At 37.1% G+C, this 22,983-nt stretch carries 19 protein-coding genes; 3 read left to right on the top strand and 16 right to left on the bottom strand.

The annotated features are described in order from the left end of the window. From RTP52_RS02525 to RTP52_RS02465, 13 genes are all read right to left on the bottom strand, one after another. The coding region (locus RTP52_RS02525) for an FAD-dependent oxidoreductase (RefSeq protein ID WP_312369018.1) at nt 1-828 on the bottom strand (828 nt) is incomplete at its 3' end. A 262-nt stretch (nt 829-1,090) separates the two neighbouring features. Then, nucleotides 1,091-1,792, bottom strand: a complete 702-nt coding sequence (locus tag RTP52_RS02520) for an ATPase (RefSeq protein WP_312102240.1) — start codon at nt 1,790-1,792, stop codon at nt 1,091-1,093. Next, the gene (gene coaD / locus RTP52_RS02515) at nt 1,761-2,252 is read right to left on the bottom strand and encodes a pantetheine-phosphate adenylyltransferase (RefSeq protein ID WP_312102237.1); all 492 of its coding nucleotides are present in this window, start codon (nt 2,250-2,252) and stop codon (nt 1,761-1,763) included. Before coaD ends, RTP52_RS02520 begins: the two co-directional genes overlap by 32 nt. 33 nt (nt 2,253-2,285) lie before the next feature. Then, entirely contained in the window at nt 2,286-2,843 is a 558-nt protein-coding gene (gene rsmD / locus RTP52_RS02510) for a 16S rRNA (guanine(966)-N(2))-methyltransferase RsmD (protein ID WP_312102235.1), read from the bottom strand. Nucleotides 2,844-3,349: 506 nt separating this feature from the next. Then, a complete protein-coding gene (locus RTP52_RS02505; protein ID WP_312106568.1) occupies nt 3,350-3,547 on the bottom strand; it encodes an alpha/beta-type small acid-soluble spore protein in 198 nt (65 codons plus the stop codon). Nucleotides 3,548-4,284: 737 nt separating this feature from the next. Continuing rightward, nucleotides 4,285-5,286 carry a LacI family DNA-binding transcriptional regulator gene (locus tag RTP52_RS02500; RefSeq protein WP_312106566.1) on the bottom strand — a complete coding sequence of 334 codons (1,002 nt, stop codon included), beginning with the start codon at nt 5,284-5,286 and terminating at the stop codon, nt 4,285-4,287. A gap of 332 nt (nt 5,287-5,618) precedes the next feature. Beyond that, a complete protein-coding gene (locus RTP52_RS02495) occupies nt 5,619-6,494 on the bottom strand; it encodes a DMT family transporter (RefSeq protein ID WP_312106564.1) in 876 nt (291 codons plus the stop codon). Between the two features lie 15 nt (nt 6,495-6,509). Continuing rightward, nucleotides 6,510-8,822: a glycoside hydrolase family 65 protein gene (locus tag RTP52_RS02490; protein ID WP_312369014.1), complete on the bottom strand. Its 2,313-nt coding sequence runs from the start codon at nt 8,820-8,822 to the stop codon at nt 6,510-6,512. A gap of 259 nt (nt 8,823-9,081) precedes the next feature. Next, complete coding sequence (locus tag RTP52_RS02485) at nt 9,082-11,619, bottom strand: glycoside hydrolase family 2 TIM barrel-domain containing protein (protein WP_312369012.1); 2,538 nt, start codon at nt 11,617-11,619, stop codon at nt 9,082-9,084. Then, a complete protein-coding gene (locus RTP52_RS02480; protein ID WP_312369010.1) occupies nt 11,588-12,079 on the bottom strand; it encodes a sugar-binding domain-containing protein in 492 nt (163 codons plus the stop codon). Before RTP52_RS02480 ends, RTP52_RS02485 begins: the two co-directional genes overlap by 32 nt. Before the next feature lie 148 nt (nt 12,080-12,227). After that, nucleotides 12,228-13,049 carry a carbohydrate ABC transporter permease gene (locus RTP52_RS02475; protein ID WP_312369008.1) on the bottom strand — a complete coding sequence of 274 codons (822 nt, stop codon included), beginning with the start codon at nt 13,047-13,049 and terminating at the stop codon, nt 12,228-12,230. Continuing rightward, the gene (locus RTP52_RS02470) at nt 13,049-13,972 is read right to left on the bottom strand and encodes a carbohydrate ABC transporter permease (protein WP_312104931.1); all 924 of its coding nucleotides are present in this window, start codon (nt 13,970-13,972) and stop codon (nt 13,049-13,051) included. The genes RTP52_RS02475 and RTP52_RS02470 overlap by 1 nt, the downstream gene beginning before the upstream one ends. A 101-nt stretch (nt 13,973-14,073) precedes the next feature. Next, the gene (locus tag RTP52_RS02465) at nt 14,074-15,306 is read right to left on the bottom strand and encodes an ABC transporter substrate-binding protein (protein WP_312104934.1); all 1,233 of its coding nucleotides are present in this window, start codon (nt 15,304-15,306) and stop codon (nt 14,074-14,076) included. Nucleotides 15,307-15,609: 303 nt separating this feature from the next. Here RTP52_RS02465 and RTP52_RS02460 point away from each other — a divergent pair, with 303 nt between their 5' ends. Next, a complete protein-coding gene (locus RTP52_RS02460; protein ID WP_312104937.1) occupies nt 15,610-16,080 on the top strand; it encodes a hypothetical protein in 471 nt (156 codons plus the stop codon). Between the two features lie 161 nt (nt 16,081-16,241). On the opposite strand, the gene pgmB is transcribed toward RTP52_RS02460, so the two are convergent. After that, nucleotides 16,242-16,877, bottom strand: coding sequence for a beta-phosphoglucomutase (gene pgmB, locus RTP52_RS02455; protein ID WP_312104939.1), 636 nt, complete (start codon nt 16,875-16,877; stop codon nt 16,242-16,244). 389 nt (nt 16,878-17,266) lie between these two features. On the opposite strand from pgmB, the gene RTP52_RS02450 reads away from it, so the two are divergent. Continuing rightward, on the top strand, nt 17,267-18,562 hold the full coding sequence (locus RTP52_RS02450) for an MATE family efflux transporter (protein WP_312104955.1): 1,296 nt from the start codon (nt 17,267-17,269) through the stop codon (nt 18,560-18,562). Nucleotides 18,563-18,621: 59 nt separating this feature from the next. Here RTP52_RS02450 and RTP52_RS02445 read toward each other — a convergent pair whose 3' ends face one another. Beyond that, on the bottom strand, nt 18,622-19,935 hold the full coding sequence (locus RTP52_RS02445) for a 2-hydroxycarboxylate transporter family protein (RefSeq protein WP_312104941.1): 1,314 nt from the start codon (nt 19,933-19,935) through the stop codon (nt 18,622-18,624). 3 nt (nt 19,936-19,938) lie between these two features. Continuing rightward, nucleotides 19,939-21,129, bottom strand: a complete 1,191-nt coding sequence (locus RTP52_RS02440) for an NAD(P)-dependent malic enzyme (RefSeq protein WP_312104943.1) — start codon at nt 21,127-21,129, stop codon at nt 19,939-19,941. Between the two features lie 162 nt (nt 21,130-21,291). Between RTP52_RS02440 and RTP52_RS02435 the strand changes: the two genes are divergently transcribed. Beyond that, on the top strand, nt 21,292-22,887 hold the full coding sequence (locus RTP52_RS02435; RefSeq protein WP_312369006.1) for a sensor histidine kinase: 1,596 nt from the start codon (nt 21,292-21,294) through the stop codon (nt 22,885-22,887). The last annotated feature ends 96 nt before the right edge of the window (nt 22,888-22,983 follow it).

Below are 22,983 nucleotides of genomic sequence, written 5' to 3'. Positions count from 1 at the left end.
GCCTGTAGCACCAACATGATTTGTGGAATTAAAACCAGATAATTTAGAGTTGTATTTTACAACCATCTCTTGGTTTGCACCGAAACCACCAGTTGCGAGTACAACTGCTTTACAGTCAATTACAAATTCACCCTCTGAATTTGTAGCTCGAACTCCAATTACTTTACCAGCTTCATCGACTAAAATTTTTTCTGCCTTTGTCTCTAATAGTACAGGAATGTTTCTTTCTTCTAATTGCTTATTTAATGTTTTCACAAGCATTGGACCAACTGCACTTGTATCACTTGGTCTATGAATACGTTTTACACTAGCACCGCCAAACATACCAACAACACTTAAGTCACCACCAATTTCATTGACCCAATCAACCGCTTCTGCTGAATTTTCAACGAGAGTTTTTACTAATAAAGGATTGTTTAAATTCTTACCACCAGCCATCGTATCTTGAATAAAAAGTTCGTTAGAATCTTCAATTCCGTCCGCTTCTTGATACTTTGTTTCAGAAGCATTTAGACCACCAGTTGCACGAGTTGTATTACCACCTGTTTGTGCCATTTTTTCTAATATAACAACGTTAGTTGCACCGTCCATCGAAGCTTGAATTGCAGCACTCATACCTGCTCCGCCAGCACCAATAACAACAATATCCGCTTGTTTGTTAGTAGCTTCATTTGAGTTCTCGGTATCATTACTCTGCTCTTGTCCATTTACTTCCACATCATTTGCTGCATTGTTACCATCTGTTTTTGTAGTATTCTTACCACAACCAGTGAACAACATTGAAACGGCAAGTAAACCACTAATTACAATTGATATTTTTTTTCTCATCTGTTTCTCCTTATATTGCAGATAATTAGTTAACATTATTAATTATAATTTGACTTTGTTAAATTGTAAACAAACAGTATTTTCTTTTTTTGGTATAATATTCAATCTTAAAGAAGCGGAGGATTTTCTGATGAGGTTAAAATATACTCTTTATACAAAAAAATAGCTCTACATCCAGTAATGGGACATGATTGATAACAATCATACCCCAAGACTTGACATAGAGCCCAAAAAAATCTGAATTTAGTAGTGGGAGCAATCATTAATCAATATCTTCTAAAAATGTATTCTCATCAAAGTCATAATCACCATCATCATAGTTTTCTTCTGGCTGTTGCTCCTCTTTTATATATTCTTGTGTAGGAGCCACGAAATCCTGATGTGGAGTGAGTGAATCAACAAGCTCACGTTTGTTATTAATTACAATATCAAGACTTGTCTTTAATGAACTTACTAAAGTCTCTGATTTTTGACGAGTACTTTCATAAGCATTGGATAAGATTTTCTCAACATCAGAAAGAATCTCGTTGGTGTATGCGAGTGCTCCTTCACGAATTTGCTCTGCATCATCATTCGCACTCTTTAAGATTGATTCTGCTTGAGCACTTGCAGAGCTAACCATCTCATTCGCTTGATAATAAGCCTGTTGCATAATCTCATTCTCATTAATTAGATTTTTCGCTTTTTCCTTCGCCTCAGCTTGAATCGTTAGTGCCTTTTGCTCTGCGTCTGCAATAATTGCATCACGGTTTGCAATAATTTTTTGATAGCGCTTGATTTCATCCGGTGTGCGAAGTCTCAGCTCATCTAACAAATCATATAACTGATCTTTCGGTACAATTACCTTCGTCTGAGAAAGTGGCTGCATCTTACAGCTTTCTACAAACTCATATATATCCTCTATCAATTGTTCGATTCTGCTGATACCCATCTTATTCACTCCTCTTTCCATTGTATTTGTCATAAATCACTTCAATAATACTATTTGGGACAAATTTCGATATGTCACCGCCAAAACTAGCTATCTCCTTTACAATACTTGAGCTCAAATAGGAATATTCTACACTCGTTGTAAAGAATACCGTATCAATTTCCTCATCCAATTTGTGATTTGTTTGAGCAATTTGTAATTCGTATTCAAAATCAGTAATCGCACGTAAACCACGAATCAAAAATTTAGCACCTAAATCCTTCGCAAAATCTACCGTTAAACCATCAAAAGCCATTACCTTTACATTCGGTAAGTCTTTTACTACACATTCTATTAACTTTACTCTTTCCTCTACGGTAAATAATGGAGTTTTGGAACTATTCGCTAATACTCCAATCACTAATTCATCCATAATTTTCGCAGATCTCTTAATTACATCAAGATGTCCTAATGTAATTGGATCAAAGCTGCCCGGATATATCCCTATTTTCATCAAATTCCTCCAAACTATGGGATCGACGGTTCCTTAGCCTATGACTTCTATAAAAACATGTTTATTCGTTTTATATTCTTTTTCTCTGTATACGCGAAACCTACTTTTCTCTAAGTAATCAAATTTCGTTGCCAAAGAGGCCTCTACCACTATTATCGTATCCTCATCTATCATGTTAGATTGCTCTAACATTTGCAAAATTATTTTTTCATGACCACAGTCATAAGGTGGATCCATAAAGATAATCTGAAACACCTTACCTGCTACTTCCATCGCCTTTATTGTTGAAATTGCATCTTTTTGAAAGACTTCAGCTTGTCCTTCCATATGGGTTGCTTTGATATTTGCCTTAATGCAATCAACTGCAGCTTTACTTGTATCAGAAAATACTGCAAAACTTGCTCCTCTACTCAGAGCTTCTATTCCGATAGCACCGCTTCCGCTAAACAAATCTAAAAAACAACTATCAGCTAAATTTCCCTGAAGAATATTAAATAATGTTTCCTTTATGCGATCTGTCGTTGGTCTGGTATCTAATCCCTCTGGGGTTTTTAACAATGTTCTTCTAGCTTTTCCAGCGATAACTCTCATATATTATACTCCAATTTCAGTTTCTTGTAATTACTTTTTTTAACATTCCGTATGTATTCTTTAATAAAAGAATTTCTTACTAGAAAGTATCTTAGTATATTACACAATGCATTAATCTACAGGAATTCTTGAATTTTCATCGATACAACATCGAAAAAATCAATTCACTTACTTTATTTTGCATATAATCATATTGTAGTATATTCTTGCTAAATGTCAATCAATTTTTCAACGTTTAGTGCAAACATACCATGTATTTTACCATTATTTCATAAAATTAAAACGATTATAAGAAGTTTACGTTCTTACTGATAATTGTGAATATATAGTGCCAATCAACCGAAGAGGAGAATAGAATAATATGCTTTACGAACTGTCCGTGTCTTGAATAAGTACAAAAGGAAACAGCAACCGACATTTGTCGGTTGCTGTTTTATTATGAGATTACTGCAATTAGCAGAATGACTCATTATTTATCTAGAGATTATTTCTGTACTCTATTTTGGCTATTTACCTGCCATCTGTTCTTCCTGTGCCTTAATCATCTTACGAACCATTTGTCCACCTACGCTACCATTTTGGTAAGATGTTAAGTTACCGTTATATCCGTTAGTTAAAGGTACACCAACTTCAGATGCACATTCCATCTTAAAACGATTTAATGCTTCCTTTGCTTCTGGAACTTCTACACGGTTTCTACTCATAATAAACTCCTCCATTTCAAGGTCTGACTCTCTAAACTGTCTACCTAATGGTATTATCAAGCTGTTTTTTAGTCAGAAAATGTTGTTGTTTGTTACGCTCTTAGTATATGCAGTGATTTTTTTTATACACTGGTATGTTTTAGTTAATCTGACAGCTTTTGATATGATTTTTTCTGTCATGTTTTATTTCACAAAATATTTGATAAAATAAAAATATATAAAAATAGGAAGCAACGGCTTTTTATAAATCCAAAATATACCTATAATTTTGTAGAGAGAAAAAATGAAAAACTCTTAATAATAATATGTCCAGTATAGAAGAAAAAAAAATTAAAAAAGCCAGATCCAGTCTCCCACTCTTAAAATCCCTAGATTTTTCGAGGGATTTTTCCTTTATAACTATATACATGATATGAATACTACTTTTTCATCCTTACATTCCTTTGATTAACATATAACTTTAAGCTTTAAAAAATAATTAGTAAGCTAGTCCTTTCATGTATAAATAATATTAGCGGATAAACTGATTTTGAATATCAGTTTATCCGCTTATTTATTCTTCCAATAACAACAGAAGCATAGGTTTAGTCAAAGTGGATATTCGCAATCCGCTTACGCTACTTGCTCATAACCTCTTTGCTACTACGTGGCATTTCAGCAGGAGCTTGAACTCTGCTGAAACAGTGAAGTCCCCCGCTTACAGAAGCGATGGACTTCACTGAGAGGTTAAATTAATCCTAACTTTCCCCGTTCCATTTGCAAACACTTCCACGAATCATCAACTTTGTAGGAATTGAAACATGCATACTGATATCTCGGTTTGAATAGATTCTCTCAGAAAGCATATTCACCGCCTGAGCTCCCATAAAGTCCATATAAATATGAACTGTAGTGAGGGGAGGGACCAAGTACTTCGCGATCGATATGTCATTAAACCCGACCACACTGATATCCTCCGGAATCCTAAGACCTGCCTCCTGTATCGCTTTATAACATCCCACAGCTATAGAATCATTCGCTGCTAAGATAGCAGTCGGTCTTGATTCCATCGACACGAGCTCTTTCCCCAGACGATACCCCTGCTTCGGTGTGTAGCCTCCTATCTTAATATAGTCCTCATTCAGCAAATCCTTTTCTTCCATATAGGAACGGAAGATAGGAACTCTTACGTCCACTAGTTCCTTTCCGTCAGCATCCACATCCAGACCGCAGATGAAGGCAATTTTCTTATGCCCTTCCTGTAAAAAATAATTCAGTACCTCCTTCACAGAATACTTCAAATCGGTTAATACTGAATCAAATAAATCCTTATCACCAATGGTATCTACAAACACGGCCGGCTTATTAAAGGCTTTCACTTTGTCTACCATAGATTCACTAAAGATACCAAGACAAATCAGCCCGTCCAGATTGGATACGCTCTCTACAGAATCTCTTATATTAACGATGACTTTTTTGAAGCCTTCTTCCTCTAATTTTCTCTCAATTGCGACGCGTACCGAAAGATAAAAAGTATCTTCCAGCTCCTCTTCCAGAGAATATGAGGATAGCATGCCTATCTTTAATTTCTTTTTACTTCTCTTTTTATTCTTCACTTGGTATTCTAGCCGTTCCGCAGTCTCAAACACTCTTTGCTTTGTCTCATCCTGTACATTCAATGTATCATCGAAATTAAGGACACGGGATACCGTTGTAGCAGAAACACCTGCCATTTCAGCTATTTCTTTAATTGTTGCCACTATTCTATCCTTCCTTATACTTATCTCGATTATAAAACCCATCTAAAAAATCCTTGTGAAAATCTTGAATTTATGAGTTTTTGCAAGGATTTTTTAGTAAGGTTTTAATGAGAGATCAGTATTACACCTATATTATTTTTATTTTATCATCTTGATCCACAACTATAATGTATACCTGGGATTGCGCAACTTTACTGTTGAATTGAATAAGGTGGAATTCACCAAATCACACCTTTACTATACCTTTTTCTATTTTTTTTTACAAGTCCCAAATGTGTACATTGATATCAATTTACTGTAGGGATATAAGGGTAGAAAGTCCCCAGTTAAAGTTATTGCGTTACTTCTTCCATCTCCTCTTGTATTTCCGACAGATTCGATATGACAACTGCTGATAATATAACCGCGCTGCCGATAACCATACGAAGTGTAATGATTTCATGCAGAATAATAATCGAAAATATCGTTCCGAATACAGACTCCATAGATAAGATAATTGCAGCCTTTGTTTCATCTACATATTTTTGGCAAGCAGTCTGAAGCAAATAACAGACTGTTGTGCTGATAACGCCTAAATAAAGCACACTCAAGAAACCCTTGGTTGTAACCTCAAAATTAACCTCTCCATAGCCAACCAGACACACTACTGACAATAGTAAGGCAGTTGCCATCTGAATAAAATTTAATACAGTAGTACGATATTTCTTAACAAACTCACTTGTCAAAAATATCTGGAATGCGAAACCGAAAGCACAGATAAGAGTTAGACCGTCTCCAAAACCCAGAGAAAAATTACTGTCTAGTGACAAAAGAGCAACTCCCGCCACCGACATCAGGGCACCAACCACTCCTCTAGCCCCAATTTTCTTATTTAAAATTAAAAAAGAAATAAATGGAACTATCACAACATTTAATGCAGTTAAAAACGCATTCTTGGATGGTGTTGTATATTGTAGCCCGACAATCTGAAATGCATAGCCGATAAAGAGGGCGACTCCCATGAGTCCCCCTGCCATTACCTCTGCTTTTTTAATTCCTTTCAGGGATTTGATGCTGATGAAACCCATCAAGACAGTTGCTAACAGAAACCGCACTACCATAATTTGAAACGGACCCATACTCTCCAATGCCATATCACTCGCAACAAAACCGCCGCCCCATATAATCGTAACTAATATAAGACCGTAGATCGCAAGCCTGTTCTTCATGAATGTGTCCTCCTTTTATACTTCTACTGTTTCTCCATTGATTCTTACTGCTATAGGATCTCCTTCCAATACTTTTACCAAGGCGCTGTTATCTGCACTAATCCTTATCTCTAACCAGGAATTCAGATAATGAATACGGAAGGTCAGGCCCTCCCATTCCTTTGGCATATTCGGGCGAATAGATAATTCACCATCTTCATCGATAGAAACTCCTGCAAATCCAAATACAACTGTCTGCCACACACCACCCGTATTGGCAGCATGAATTCCTTCTCTAGTATTCTTCTGCAGATTCAGCAAATCAATGGAAGCCGCACGGCGCAGATAACGATATGCTTTGGAATTGTCTCCTACCTTAAGACCCATAATTGCATAAATACTTGGGCTTAAAGAGGAGCCATGAAGGGTACGTTTCTCATAGTAAGCATAGTTTAATTTTGTCATCTCTTCATCAAATTCCTCACCCATTAAGTGAAGCAGCATGACAACATCTGCCTGCTTGATGATCTGTGTCTCTCTCGCCCTCTTGTTTTTTAATGCTTCCGGACGGATTGGCCAGTCATTCTCATCGTATTTCTCTATTACCACATTCTCCAATTCAAAATATCCTTCAAATTGTTCCAAAAGGCTGGTGCCTTCTTTTCTTGGAAGATACATTTTTTCCTGAACGTCCTGCCATTTTACAATTTCATCCGGAGTCAGGCCTGTTCTTTCAATCAGCTTATGATACTCACTGGTGTAATCCTTCTTTAGGGTATCGATTAAAGAAATTACATAGCGTAAATTCCATTTTGCCAGATAGTTTGTATAAAGGTTATTATTTACCGGTTCATGCCATTCATCTGGACCGGTTACCTGATTGATTTCATAACGGTCTTTTGCTGCCACATATTCGCAACGGCTTGCCCAGAATCTTGCTGTTTCCGTTAAAATCTCTGCACCTTTGTTGAAGAAGAAATCCCAGTCCTTTGTAATTTTTACATAGTTATATACACCATAAGCAACTGCTGCTGTTACATGATGCTCATAAACCGCTACATAGCAGCGATAGCAGGTACCATCCGGCTCAATGGTCCAGTCTGGGCACTGCTCCGTACCGTCATCCGCAGATTCCCATGGATACTGTGCACCTTGGTATCCATTTTTCTTAGCGTTTGCTCTTGCTGCATCCAGTAGGCGGTATCGGTAAGTCTCTAGATTCCGCGCCGTTTTAGGGAAGACATATGAGAAAAATGGAAGCATAAACAACTCGATATCCCAGAAAGCATGTCCGCCGTATTCTTCACCGGAAAGTAGCTTTGCACCAACATTTACTCTATCGTCATGTTCATTTCCTGTACTCATCAGATGAAAGAGATTAAAGCGTATGGCACGGTCTAACTCAAAATCACCTTCAATTCGAATATCTGCCTTTTTCCACATGTCTGTATAAACAGCTTTATGTACAGACAGTTCTTCATCAAAACCGGTCTGGATGAAAGTATCCACTTCTTCTTTTACCCTTGTATGTAGCGCGTATTTTGCCACGTCACGTTCTGTATACATAGATACATATTTCACAATTTCTACTGTTTCACCTTTGTTTGCATGAAAATCAGAGAATTCCACCGCCTGCTCTCCAAATGCATGGAACATTCTGTTTTTCAAGATGCATTCTCCATTTTTATAAGCTTCTATATGGCATCCGGTACCTACATGCAGATGATTGTCCCTTGTTGCCACTTCCATATAAGCACCGTTTTCATCCAGCTTTTCATTCGCTGTCAAATAAGTGTGCTTTACTTTAAAACGGGGTGCATCAAAGAAGTTAATAATGGATCCGTCAATAATGCTTTCCACTTCAATAATTCCGCTGTAATTCATCGGAGTTACATATAGCTTAATTCCCATCCGGTGTACATTTGCACGGCTGACAAAGCGAATTCCCTCTATCAGGGTTTCTCTGCCCTCATTATCACGTAGTAAGACATGCTTCGCTAATAGTGCATGCTTCATATCCAAAACTCTGGAAAAATCTAAAATCTCACATTCTTCGATTCCAATTAGCTCTTTTTCCACATAAAGCTTAATTCCAAGCCAATTGGGGAGTGTCGCAAGCTCACGCATAAAAGTTTCCGACTTATCAAATACGCCATTGATATATAAATACGGAAGTGTAACTTTTGTTCCTTCTTCATAGCTTCCCCGAATGCCCAAGTATCCATTGGATAAGCTGAATAAACTCTCAAATTTCAGATTTTCTTCCGATTCGTATTCCTCCTGCAAAATCATCCAATCATCGGAACTAAGCATCTTACTTAATCTTTCTGAAAATCTATCTTTAATCATCTTCTCTGCTCCTTATTTCTATAATTGAAGGAAGATTTCTTTGTTTCATATACTTTCTGATTTCAAATAATCTTCCTTCCCCCTGTCCAAGGCATGATTCTTTTTTTCATCTTAAAGTTCAGGCATCAACTCTCACTACATTACTTTCTTAAATCAAGTAGTCCGTTCGTTCACTTTCTTGCTTTCTAAATTCAAGCGACCAGTGCTTTCGCTTCCCTATTTTTTAGCTAGAAGTAATGCCCTTCGCTCCTCTATCTTCTTAGTCCAGATAGTGCCTTTTTGCTTCCTTCACTTCTTCACCGCAAGGCACCACCTGTAACATAAATGCCATAGTAAAATCCTGAAGTTTGACCTTGAATTCCTCCTGCTGTTCCTCTCCGCAACTGTTGCTCCCCAATCCGGACTGTACATAATCCATGTGGATAATAACATCCTCCGCTCTTTGGATTTGGAATGGATGTTTCGCATTCTCCAGACTATCATCGGTATAGTTTGCAAGATTTAATCCAAGAGGTATTTCTGCCTTACATAGCAGTGTCTTATCCCCATCTCCGATACCGAACCATCTTACCTCTTCTCTATGTCCATTTTCCTGAGGAAATACATAGTTAGTTCCCATCTCGTCTACAGAGCTGGAATAAACCCCCATTATGCTTGCTTCTTTGCTGTCCGCATAATTTTCTCCAGGTCCGCGTCCATACCACACGGCATGTTGAAGTTCCTTATTTCCCTTCATTATAATACCGATTCTTGGTAGGAAGGCTGGCTCCAGCTTTCCATTCTGTATTGCTTTTCCATGTAAGTTTACTTTAACCTGACCACAGGAATATACCGTATATTCAAAGTCACATTCGAATCCCCATGATTGATTATAGCAACTAAAGTATTTACCGATGGAAACAATCACTTTATCCTGTGCAGCTTCATATCTAAAGTACTCTGTCTGTTCACTAGATTTCTGAATATAGTATTTATTCATCCAATCCTCTTTTTTATACATATCATTATCAATGGTAGCGCGGTATACCGTCATCTCTGGACCTTCACTTAAGTATTCTTTTCCCTCTGCCGATACGCTGAGTAAGTTTCCGAATACCTTGTGAAATCTCGCAGTTACCACATCGTTCTCTACGGTTAAAATACCTTCTGATTCTGATGCGTTCAGTGCCTTTCCCTGAGGACGTTCTTCCAGAATATTATAACATATGCTCAGCGGAAACTGCACTTTTGAAATCTCATGACCGGCTTCTGCATAATTGGTTGCTTTCTTTCGACACACTGTAATGTTCAGATAATAATCTGTATTCACTTCCGGTTGGAAAGGGATGAAAGGAACTATTACCTTTTCTGTTTCATGAGGAGGTGCCATCATATGATCTATGCATCCTTCCTGAATAATCTTATCCTCTGCCTGTACCGCCCACTTCATGTAAAACTGCTCCAAGGTAAGGAAATCATAATAATTCTTTAACTGAAATTCTCTCTCTGTTCCTTCTATTCTTGTCACTTCTATCGGAGCAATGACCTGTTTATACTCCAAGAGTCCTGGGGACGGTGTTCTGTCCGGCATCAGCAGACCATCGATACAGAAGTTTCCATTGGTAGGGAAATCACCGTAATTTCCGCCGTAACGGTAATAGGTTTCTCCACCTTCCTCTGTATAGATACCATGGTCATACCATTCCCAGATAAATCCTCCTTGAAGTCGTTTATACTTACGGTACATATCCTGATATGCCTTAAGTCCTCCCGGTCCATTTCCCATGGCATGCCCGTATTCGCACATTACATGCGGCTTCTTACTCTGGGTTTCGGATTCGGCTATCTCCTTTAGTCTTTTTAAACGAGTATACATCGTAGAATATACATCTGTAACCTCTGCCTCATCATCTCCTTCATAATGAAGCAGCCTTGTGCTGTCCAGTTCTTTTATAGCTTTCGCAGCACTTTTAAAATTGCAGCCGAAGCTGGATTCATTTCCCATGGACCACATTATAATACTGGGATGATTGCGGTCCCTTTTTACCATACGAACACTTCTGTCCACGTAAGCCTGCTCCCAGGACGGATCATCGGTAATCCAGTCAAACCGTTCTACCCACTCAAAGCCATGGCATTCCAAATCTGCCTCGTCAATTACATAGAGCCCATATTCATCACATAAATCATAGAAATGTTCATTCGCAGGATAGTGAGAACAACGTACCGCGTTGATATTACACTGTTTCATAAGCAGGATATCTTCCATTGACTGCTCATATGAAACACAGCGTCCTTCTTTTGGATTAAAATCATGATGATTTACACCATTTAATAATATAACCTGGCTATTTACACAAAAATTATAGTCGATAATTTCAATTCTTCGAAAACCCACACGTACCTTTACCTCATGACATCCTATGGATACGGTCAGTTCATATAAATTCGGTGTTTCAGCTGTCCAGAGGTCTGCGTTCAGTACTATCTCCTCAAGATGGGCCTTACAGGCTTCTGTCTGAAATACACCCCTTGCCATTTCCTTCCCAGCCCTCATAAGCTTCCAAGTACCCTCGCAGCTTTTCTGCTTTGTTGTGATGTCTACTTTCAAAATTCCGTTTTTGTAATAATTATCCAGATCTCCAATTACAGAGCAGTCGATAATGCTGTTCTTCGGCTCATTAATCAATTCCACGTCACGGTAGATTCCTGAGAGCCACCACATATCCTGATCCTCAAGGTACGAACCGTCGGACCATTTATAAACCCGTACTGTAATGTCATTTTCACCTTCCTTCCTGCAAAAAGGCTGTAACATCGAATTCACTTGGAAGACGGCTGACCTTACTGTACCCTGCATGTATTCCGTTTACCCATACATCGAATGCACTGTCTACTCCATGAAATTTTAAAATTGTATCATTAGACAGCCATTCCTTGCTTAGAGAAACGTTTCTTTTATAAATTCCGGTCGGGTTCTCGGTGGGCACAAAAGGAGGATTGATAGGAAACAAATACAATACATCAGTATAATGCATCCGGTCATATCCCCTTAATTGCCATACTGAGGGAACATCTATAGTATCCCACTGAATACCGGTCTCTTCATTCATAAAGCCTTCCGGAGATAATTCGGGAGCTTCCAAATATAAAAATTTCCATTCTCCATTTAAACTGACCCTGTTAGCAGAATCCTGATAAAATGCAGTACGAGCCTCCCTTCTTCTTATATGACTCAATCGATGGTCTTCCCATCTCTTCTCTATTCTCCTCGTCATGCCAATTTCTCCTTATCTAATATTGTTTCAGAACGCCTAGGCGCTCTAACTGCAAACGATGCGTTAGCTTTGGTATCTGCGATAAATGTAAAGCCGGGCAGAAAACAGAACATATACCTATCTGATAAAAGCTACCCGGCCGCTTTTCTTATTTAATGGAACCACTGGTTCCTTCGACAATATATTTTTGTGCAGCAATAAATGCAATAATTGTTGGTATAATCATAATAACTGTAATGCAAAGCATCGGAATAATTTTCGTACTGTGGATTCCTTTAAAAGAAGCTAATCCTAATGCCAGTGTATATTTACTTCTGTCCTGTAAGAAAATCAATGGTCCAAGATAGTCGTTCCATACCGAAATCAAATTCAGAACGCCCACAAGAATAAGGGAGGGTTTTAAAATCGGCATATAGATTTTCCAATAAATCTGAAAGGCATTTGCTCCGTCAATGCGAGCCGCTTCTTCAAAATCCTTTGGAACTCCCATCAGGAACTGCCTCATTAGGAAAATATAATAAGCCGAACCGAACCATGCCGGTATAATCAAAGGTTTTAATGTATTAATCCATCCAAACATATTAAATTCCATGTACTGTGGAATCATCGTTACATCCCAGGGAATCATCATCGTTGAAAGAAGAATCATGAACAGGACGTTTTTCCCTTTAAAATCAAATTTAGCAAAGCCATAAGCAACCATGGAACAGGAAAGTATCTGACCAGCGGTAGTCAATACGGTAACAAAAATTGAATTCTTTAAATAAGTGCCAAAGGGTTGTGATTTCCATGCATTTGCGTAATTCTCAAACAGAAATTTTGATGGAAACAGCTTCGGCGGATATGCAATCGCCTCTGCCTCGGTTTTAAAGGTAGTAAAGAACATATATACAAAAGGTGCAAGGAAGTAGATTGCAATCGCAGTCAGTAAAATATAGATAATAACCTTTGTTTTTCTTGATAACTTCATTACTTATTACCTCCCCTTCTCTTTTTATTTTCCTTTTTTGCTTCTGCCTCATAGAATACCCATGCTGATGAGGACCTAAAAACCAGTGCTGTTAAAATCAATATTATTATGAACATCACCCAGGCATTGGCACTTGCATAACCCAGTTTATGATGCTTAAAGGCATTGTTGTAAGTGTAAAGTCCGTAAAAATAAGTAGACTTTAACGGGCCTCCCCCAGTCAGCAGCATTACCAAAGTAACCTGCTGGAAAGAACCAATAATTGAGGTTATCAGATTAAACAAAATTGTAGGTGTTATAATCGGTAATGTAATACTGAAAAACTGTCTTGCGGGACTCGCCCCGTCAATAGAAGCTGCTTCAAACAAAGTGATAGGTATACTTTTAATATTTGTATAAAATATGAGCATCATTGTACCTACACCAAAGGCACTAGCAAGAATAACTGCAAGTAATGCCCATGCGGGATCTACCAGCCATCTTGGCCCTTCGATTCCAATTAAAGATAATAAATAATTTAATACGCCGTAGTTACCGTTTAAGATCCATCCCCAGATAATAGAAACTGCAACACCGGAAATAACTGCCGGAATATAGAAAATGGTACGGTATATTTTTACTCCTTTTATCGGCTGCGTAATCAGCATCGCAAGGAATAGTGCAATTCCCATGTTTAACGGCACAAAAATTGCTGCATATTTTAGACTGATCTTTAAAGATTTCCAAAACTGAGTGTCCTTCGTGAACATCTCTATGTAATTTTCTAATCCTCTAAATACCGGCTCAGATGTCAACGGCCAATCAAAAAAACTCATTACGAGAGACAAGATAAGTGGTCCTATAGTAAATACCAAAAAACCAATTATCCATGGAGTAATGAAGAAATACGGGGTTGCTTTTCTTATAAACTTTTTACGTTTCATAATTTTCACCTGCCTAAACCCTTCTTTTAATTTATAAAAGAGGTAAGTTATCCAGGGCATTGTGCCCCAGATAGCTTACTTTCTTGCTTACTTTTCCTGTTTTACTGCTGTACCGCATTATTTAATACATCCGATGGGCTCTGTAAAACACTTGGGTTGAATATTTCTTCAAAGGATAAGGACAGGTTTTCTGATATTTTAGACCATTCCTTAATTATAAAGCTTGCCGGTGTATAGCCCTTGCTTTGCTCCAACATTACATAAAAAGGTGCATATTCCGGCTGTTCCATAATCTTTTCTGACTCTACAACGCTGTTTAAGACAGGTAATTCCGAACCGATACGTTCTTTATTTGCTTCTTCATTTGTCCAAAAATTTATGAATTCCCATGCTGCATCTTTATTCTTGCTATCCTTGGACATAGAGATACCGGAAGAACTTAAAATACTTACAGAATCCTTACCTGCATTAGCGAAGGCAGGAATGGTAGTAACACCGTAGTTCACCTTATCTTCCTTAAGTGAATCGATTGCCCAGGAGCCATATACATACATTGCCACAACACCAGAACGGAATTCATCTGTACCGCTCTTCTCTGAAGCTATAGCATAACCTTCCTTTTCCATATCCTGAAACATCTGTAATATTTCCTTCGATTTCTCAGAATTCAAATTTCCCTCTAGTTTGCCATCTTTATCGCAATATGTAGTTCCGTTACTCCATAGGTACATCTCAAAATCATAAGGATCCGGCTTCATCTGGAATGAAAATCCCACCGCTGAAGTCTTCTCTGTAATGGTTTTTGCTGCTGCTTTTAAATCCTCCCAGGTCCAGTCAGCCGTAGGCTCTGCCAAACCTGCTTCTGCAAATATATCCTTGTTGTAGAATAAGGCATGTGTCGTAAATCCAATTGGAATACCGTATACCTGATCATTGATGGAGTTGTAGTTCCAAAGAGTTTCATAGAAGTTAGACTTATAGTTATCTCCTTCTTTATCTATGTATCCATCCAAAGGCTCTAATCCCCCAAAATATGCCGGATAGTTCCACATGTACATAACATCCGGTGCATCCCCTGAACCCATGCCCGCACTGATTTTTGTGTCAAAGTCACTTCCGTAGGCTTCCAGAGTTACCTCAATGTCATCATGTGCTGCATTAAACTTGTCAACTAGTGCCTGTTGGTCATCTACACCATCTGCTGTATCCCAAGATGCAAAACGAATTTTTGCTTTTTCTCCTTTTGCGCTACTCTCCTTGCTCTTACTGCATCCGGTAAAGATTGTTACCAATGCTAAAGAAAACACGCATAAAGCCACTAACTTCTTTTTCATATACCTTCCTCCTATTTTTTAGTAAACATATGTATTATTACTAGGTAAATAAATTATATTATTTACCTAGTAATAATACAATAGTTTTAGTTTGTTAAATATTTTTTCTATACTTTTCACATATTTATTGATTGTTTTTGTGCATAATTACCAAATATTATGTAATCATTATTATGTAATGCTTAAAATGGTCTATACTCATAAAATTACTATAGAAAATACAATTTCTACAACATAGATTGGCTGGCTTTATGAGGGATAATATGGTAAAATAAATATAAATAAATGAAAGTAGGTATCCTTATGGAGTTTAGGATTATATCTTTGCCACCTTTTAAAGCTGCTTCTTCTGGTGTAGATAAGAACTTTGATTTTTCCGAAGATGGTATATTGGGGAAGTTTGATAGATATTTTTCTGCAATCACTCCCTCAGCAAGCGATAATTTTATGCCAAGAGATTTTTTGTTTTTTGATGAAGAAAATCAGGGTATGGTTTGGTGGTGGGCGTTAAGTGATGATATGAATGATGGTGGCAACAAGATTGTTGATTTTGAAGGTGGATACTATCTGACTTATGTCTATAGAGATGGCGACGAAGAAACAAATGGTAAGCTATATAAGGAAGCTATGGAATACATAAAAAACTCAGAGATTTTTGAGTTGGATGTTCGCTCTAATCATTATTCCATGGGACATATTATCACTCCCAAAGAGATTACAAATGCACAAGGCTGGGCACAAATGGAAACATTTATACCGATTAGGTTAAAATAGCATTATTATGTGAGACTGAATTGAGCTCAAAAAAATACGGCAGTCTTGAATTTTATTTCAAACTGCCGTTTACCGTTTCTGCTTTATTTCATATCTTTGTTTTATTATATGTAAGATGAAATTATGGTGTTGCGGTGTTTTTCCTTCCTCTTTTAACCCATTTACATAATTGTAATAAGATCACATAAGCTTTGAAGGGAATATGTGATACCTTCTGCTTTCGCTGCCTGACCGATTCCCGCACAGTCAAATCCTCCGGAAATTGCTGATTGAACCCCTGCAGCAGCATCTTCCACCACAAGACATTCATCAGACTCATAACCTAATTTCTGTGCTGCCTTTACAAATACCTCCGGATCCGGCTTGGAATATTTAATCATATTACCATCAACTACTACATCAAAAAAATTTTGTAATCCAATGCGTTCCAAAATATATGGTGCATTACGACTGGAAGACCCGATTGCAAGTTCAATTCCTTTTTTACGTAATTGTTTTAAGGTATCTGAAACCTCTTTTGATAAATCTTTTTCACTCATCTGCGCTAACAATTTTATATAAAACTCATTCTTTTCATTTGCCAGCTTTTGTTTTTCTTCCTCTGTGAAGTTTCCTTTGCTTTGTTCTAATATAATCTCCAAACTCTCCATACGACTTACACCTCGTAGCCTGTGATTGATATCTTCATTAAAAGGAATCTGTAATTTATCGGCAAGCTGCTTCCATGCTTTGTAATGATACATATCTGTAGAACAAATCACACCGTCCAGATCAAAAATAATTGCCTTATATCTCATATCCTACACCAAATACCTTTCTTTCATAAGTTCACACTCTTCTTTTGCGATGCAAAGAGCTGTGTTAAAGTAGTTATCCCTTTTTCGACTCCTTTCCTAAATTTGTGTTATTTTAATATACTAACTCTAATTCTATTTCTATTTCTATTTCTATTTCTATTTCTATTTCTATTTCTATTTCTATTAAATCATTCTATCATGCTGCTTTATAGAAAGCTAACTAATTTTTTAATATCGTATCAGAATAAGCCTTGAAATAATTGCTCATTATTTTTTGGACTTGCATATATTCTTCACATCAACTATCATATAAAGTTGAAGTAATTACATACAGGAAGGGTAAAACTTTGACAGAAGGAAAAATTTCAAAAAAAATTATATTTTTTGCCATGCCAATCTTTTTGGGAAACTTATTTCAGCAGCTTTATAACGTTGTAGATTCCCTTGTTGTTGGGAACTTTCTTGGAAAAGATGCACTTGCGGCAGTAAGTTCTTCCGGCAGCTTGATTTTTTTAATTGTAGGATTTATAAATGGTATCTTCGTAGGAGCAGGCGTGATTATTGCTCGCTATTTTGGAGCAAAAAACATGAAGGATTTATCTATTGCTGTTCATACCACCATTGCTTTTGGAATTATTGCCGGAATAATTGTAACAGCATTGGGAATGGGATTATCACCTTGGATGCTTAGAATGATGGGAACACCGGATGATGTACTTCCCGATTCTATTATGTATTTTCAATTGTATTTTGCTGGGGGAATTGGCATTGTTATGTACAATGCATGCATGGGTATTTTTCAGGCAGTCGGCGACAGTAGGCACCCGCTTTACTACCTGATTATAGCAGCAATCATCAATGTTGTTTTGGATCTTTTATTTGTAGCTGTCCTGGGATTTGGTATTGGTGGTGCAGCTATTGCAACTGTAATCTCACAGTTTGTAAGCGCTATTCTTGGATTTGTTAAACTACTAAGAGTCGATGGTGAGCACCGGATACAAATCAATCAAATACGCATTCAACGTAACATGCTTGCAAGAATCCTAAAAATGGGTATCCCAACTGGTGTTCAGAATTCCGTGATAGGATTTGCAAATGTTATTGTCCAGTCCAACATTAATAATTTTGGTTCTATTGCCATGGCTGGTTGCGGTAGTTATTCAAAACTTGAGGGCTTTGCATTTTTACCTATTACTAGTTTCAGCGTTGCTTTAACAACTTTTATCGGACAAAATCTAGGTGCTAAGCAATTTGAACGTGTAAAAAAAGGTGCCCGTTTTGGAATCCTATCTGGGGTGTTGTTGGCAGAAACTGTCGGCATTGTACTATGGATATTTGCACCGGTACTAATTGGATTCTTTAATAATCAACCCGAAGTCATAGAGTTCGGCGTTATGCAGTCAAGAACAGAAGCATTGTTTTTTTGTCTACTCGCCTTCTCTCACTGTCTAGCAGGTATTTTAAGAGGTGCTGGAAAATCTACTATTCCTATGTTTGTTATGCTTGTCTGTTGGTGTGTCATCCGCATAACCTACATAACAATTATGGTACGTATTATACCGGACATACGGGTAATCTTTTGGGCATATCCATTAACCTGGTTCCTAAGTTCTATTTCGTTTCTAATTTATTATAAAAAGGCAGACTGGCTTCACAGTTATGTAGAACAGGCTACAGGTGCTTGATCTCCTGCCTAAACAAGAAAGTCCCATGCTTAAAGAAGCACGGGACTTTCCTAATATGGTTAAAATAATATCTTAATTAAAATACTTGCTAAAACTAATATCAGTGCACCGCATATTCTGGTTGCAATCTGCGCAAAAGGAAGTAATTCCATTCTCTTTGCGGCTGATAATACAGCGATATCTCCTGTACCTCCCATATTCGTAGTACATAAACCTGCAGTAATTGAGGATTCAATAGGATAAAAGCCTACGAAATAGCCGCCAAGACCTGCTCCGAGTACAACACCGCCGACAACAACGGCTACTAAAAGTAAATAAATAGGTGAAAGTGAAGCAGCCACTGCATGTAAGTCAATCATGGAAATACCAATTCCAACAAGTAGAGCACTGGTCCAGTTGCCCATTACAAACTGACTCCACTGTTGGGCTGATTTCTCGAATTTTTCTGGAATTATGCCCACAGCTTTTGATACAGCAACAAGGATAATCATCCATGCATAAGCATGAATTGTTGGGACGAATTTGTTAATAATCGTACCTGCCAAGAAGAAAAATATAGATAATACAATTCCAATTCCAAGCATCTGAATATTTGGCTTGTTCTCTTTATTTTCTGACATATCGGAAGGATCTTTTTTCATAAGCTTGCCATTGCCTGATAAAGAAGGCTTTGCTTCTCCAATTCTTGCAAGTAATCCAGCACCAATAATAGCCATTACATTACCTAGGGTAGAAGCAGGAATCATTCTTGATATAATAACTGCAGAATCCTGGTTTAAAGCATCAGCATACATACCGGATAATGGAACCACTCCGGCACCCATTCCGCCACCCATCATAGGAATAGCAATATACATGATTGCGTCGATAAAACCATAACCGGTTATTACGCCAAATAAACCTACCAATATAATAGCAAATGCCATGGAACATAATGCAACGGGTAAAAATCTTATTGCAGCATTTAAAAGTAATTTACGATTCATTCCCAGGATACTTCCAGTGATCAAAGCTGCGATATAGAAGTTCAGGAATCCGGTTTTATTCATAAAGGTGTCAACATTTTCTATAACAGGAGCTGGAATAAGTTGAAAGAATACTAAAAACGCTGAAATAAATATACAAGCAATAGCTCCTCCACCAAGATAAGTCTTAAGAATCGGGGTATTGTTACCAATTGCATTAAATAATCCACCAAAAACCATCATAACGGCTAAGGCTCCGATCATTCCACCAGGAAGCCACCCTAAAGACATCATAATGCAAACAATAGCTGTAATTACCAAATAAAATGGTAATGAAATTCCAGTGATTTCGATGGATATAAATTTTTCTAAGAAAGACATTTGTTTTACCTGATTTTTTGAGTCCATTCTTTATTCCCCTCTCATCATGGAGTTCTTAGCAATTCCGCTTTTAATGGCTTCATCAGCAACTGCTTTAGCAACTACCTTGGCTACACGTTCATCAAATGCACCTGGGATAATATAATCATCACTTAATTCTTCCTCTGTAATTATGCTTGCAATGGCTTTTGCAGCTGCGATCTTCATTTCTTCTGTAATGTCACTAGCTTGTACATCTAATGCGCCACGGAAAATACCTGGGAAAACTAATACATTGTTAATCTGGTTTGGATAATCAGAACGACCGGTAGCCATAACTCGTACCCCACCTTTTATTGCTTCCTCTGGTAAAATCTCAGGTATTGGATTTGCCATAGCAAAAACAATAGGATCTTTTGCCATAGACGCTACCATATCAGCGGATACGACATTCGGTGCGGAGACACCGATAAATACATCTTTTCCTTTCATTATTTCTGATAATGGACCAGTCTGTTTATCTTTATTTGTAATTTCAGCCATCTGAGCCTGTACAGGATTCATCCATTCCTCCCCTGGACATAAAGCTCCTTTTAAATCAACAAGAACAGCATCACCAATTCCTATCTGTAATAATAATTTACAAATGGATATACCGGCAGATCCAGCACCGTTAATAACTACTTTAGCTTCATTCATTGGCTTTTTAACAAACTTAAGGGCATTGATTAATCCAGCAGCTACAACGATAGCAGTTCCGTGTTGGTCATCATGGAACACTGGAATATTTAACTCTTCCTTTAAACGTCTCTCAATTTCAAAGCATCTTGGTGCGGAGATATCCTCCAGATTGATACCTCCAAAGGTAGGCGCAATATATTTTACTGTTTTTATAATTTCTTCCGTATCTTTTGTATCAAGACAGATTGGGAAAGCATCAATATCTGCAAACTGTTTGAATAGAATTGCCTTACCTTCCATAACAGGAAGCCCAGCTTCTGGACCAATATCTCCCAAACCAAGTACTGCTGTTCCATCAGTAACAACAGCAACTAGGTTACCTTTTGCTGTATAACGGTAAACATCCTCGCGATTATCCCGTATTCTCCTACAAGGTTCTGCAACACCTGGTGTATAAGCAGTACTTAAATCTTCACGAGTTTTTACATCTACTTTTGAAACAACACTTATTTTTCCCTTATTCTTTTCATGCATTTCTAAGGCTAGCTTATTATAATCCATAATTATCCTTCTCCTTTATTCTGATGGGTTTTTATAGGCGTAGTATATCACGCTAATTTTTCTGTGAATATATTGTGAAACTATAGAAAACCTTTAGAAAGTAAAAAAAATGGCGGATAATTTAATTAAAGATTATAATAATACAATAGGGAGGATATTGTTATGAAAAAAAGAAAACATACTCTGATGAATAAAATATCGTTTTCATATATCTTACTGGCAATTACAATTTTAATAGTAGTTTTTAGCTATACACTAACAAGAGATTTAAAAACTTTAAATAAAAATATCGATACTACGATTTTATATATGTCAGAAATACTTGCCAAAGATCAAAAAACAATCGATATGATCAAAGAAAATAATTTGACTTTAGAGAATAAAGCCTATCTGGAACAGATTATTGAAAAGGTTGACCTAATTGACTTAATTGTAGTTGCCAATGTAAAAGGAATTCGGCTGTATCACCCGGAAGAAAGTAGAATTGGTGGTCATTTTATTGGTGGAGATGAGGAAGCAATACTACAAGGAGCCGACCCTTATATATCAAATAAAAAGGGTACCGAAGCATATCAGAGAAGAGCATTTTCCAGTGTGAAAGATAATAATGGAGAAATTATCGGGTTTGTAATGGTAAGTGCTTATTCAGCCAAGATACAGGATTTAAGAAATGTGATTGTTCAAGAGTTTATCCTTATTTTTGCATTTGTAATGGTAGTCGGATTTTTAATTGCGTATATACTGACTAGGTCTATTAAAAAAAGCTTGTTAGGACATGAACCGTCTCAGTTTGTTACTATGTATCTGCAAAGAGAAGAATTATTAGATACATTGGAAGAAGGTATCCTAGCTACAGATCAAAAAGGAAAATGCATTTTTATTAATAAAGCCATGAAGCAAATGGTGTCAAATCTAGACGTTGAAGTTTCTGAGGCTTCCTTAGACCTATTTGTAAAGCAGTACCAGGATCCTGTAATAGAATCTATGAAAACAGTATATAATCAGGAATTAACAATTAATAATATTAGCTTTTTAATTGATAGCATACCAATTATTGAGAAGGGAAAACTAATAGGGACTATTTCCTTAATACGAGATAAAACTGAGGTGACAAAACTTGCAGAACAACTAACCGGTGTAAAACACATCGTTGAGGCATTAAGGGCAAATACCCACGAACATCTTAATAAATTGCATGTTATACTAGGTATGTTACAGCTTGGGGAATATCAGATGGCCATAGATTACATTTCCACGACACAGACCGAAACGGATCAAGGGTATCATATTATTTCGAAACAAATTGAGAATCTGACAATTGCCGCTTTACTTTTAGGAAAGCAAAACAGGGCAAAGGAATTAAATATAAGACTAACGTTACAAAAAGGTAGTTATTTAGAAGCACATAATGATTATCTTTCAGCCAATGATTTAGTTACGATTTTGGGCAATCTAATTGAAAATGCCTTTGATGCAGTAAAAGATAAGGAAGATGCACGAGAAGTTAATGTATTTATTCTTAGGAATGAGGATGGCCTTATTATTACGGTAGATGATACAGGTATTGGTATGAGTAAGGAAACCGCTGATAAGATATTTTTGAAAAACTTTTCAACGAAAGGTAATAAGCGTGGAATCGGGCTATCACTCATTGCAGACATCATAACAAGATGTGATGGTGCGGTAGAAGTAGAATCGGAAGAAGGAACGGGAAGTTCTATAACAATCAGCTTTAATAAGAAAAGGAAAAGAAGTTAATACATTTAAAAGGAGTGATACAGATGATAAAAGTAGTAATTGTTGAAGATGATTTAATGGTAGCTGCCATTAACAAACAATACATTCAGAAAACAC

The organism is Lachnoclostridium sp., assembly GCF_031997925.1.
Taxonomy (GTDB): Bacteria; Bacillota; Clostridia; order Lachnospirales; family Lachnospiraceae; genus Lachnoclostridium.
This window is presented reverse-complemented; position numbering and strand designations above follow the sequence as displayed.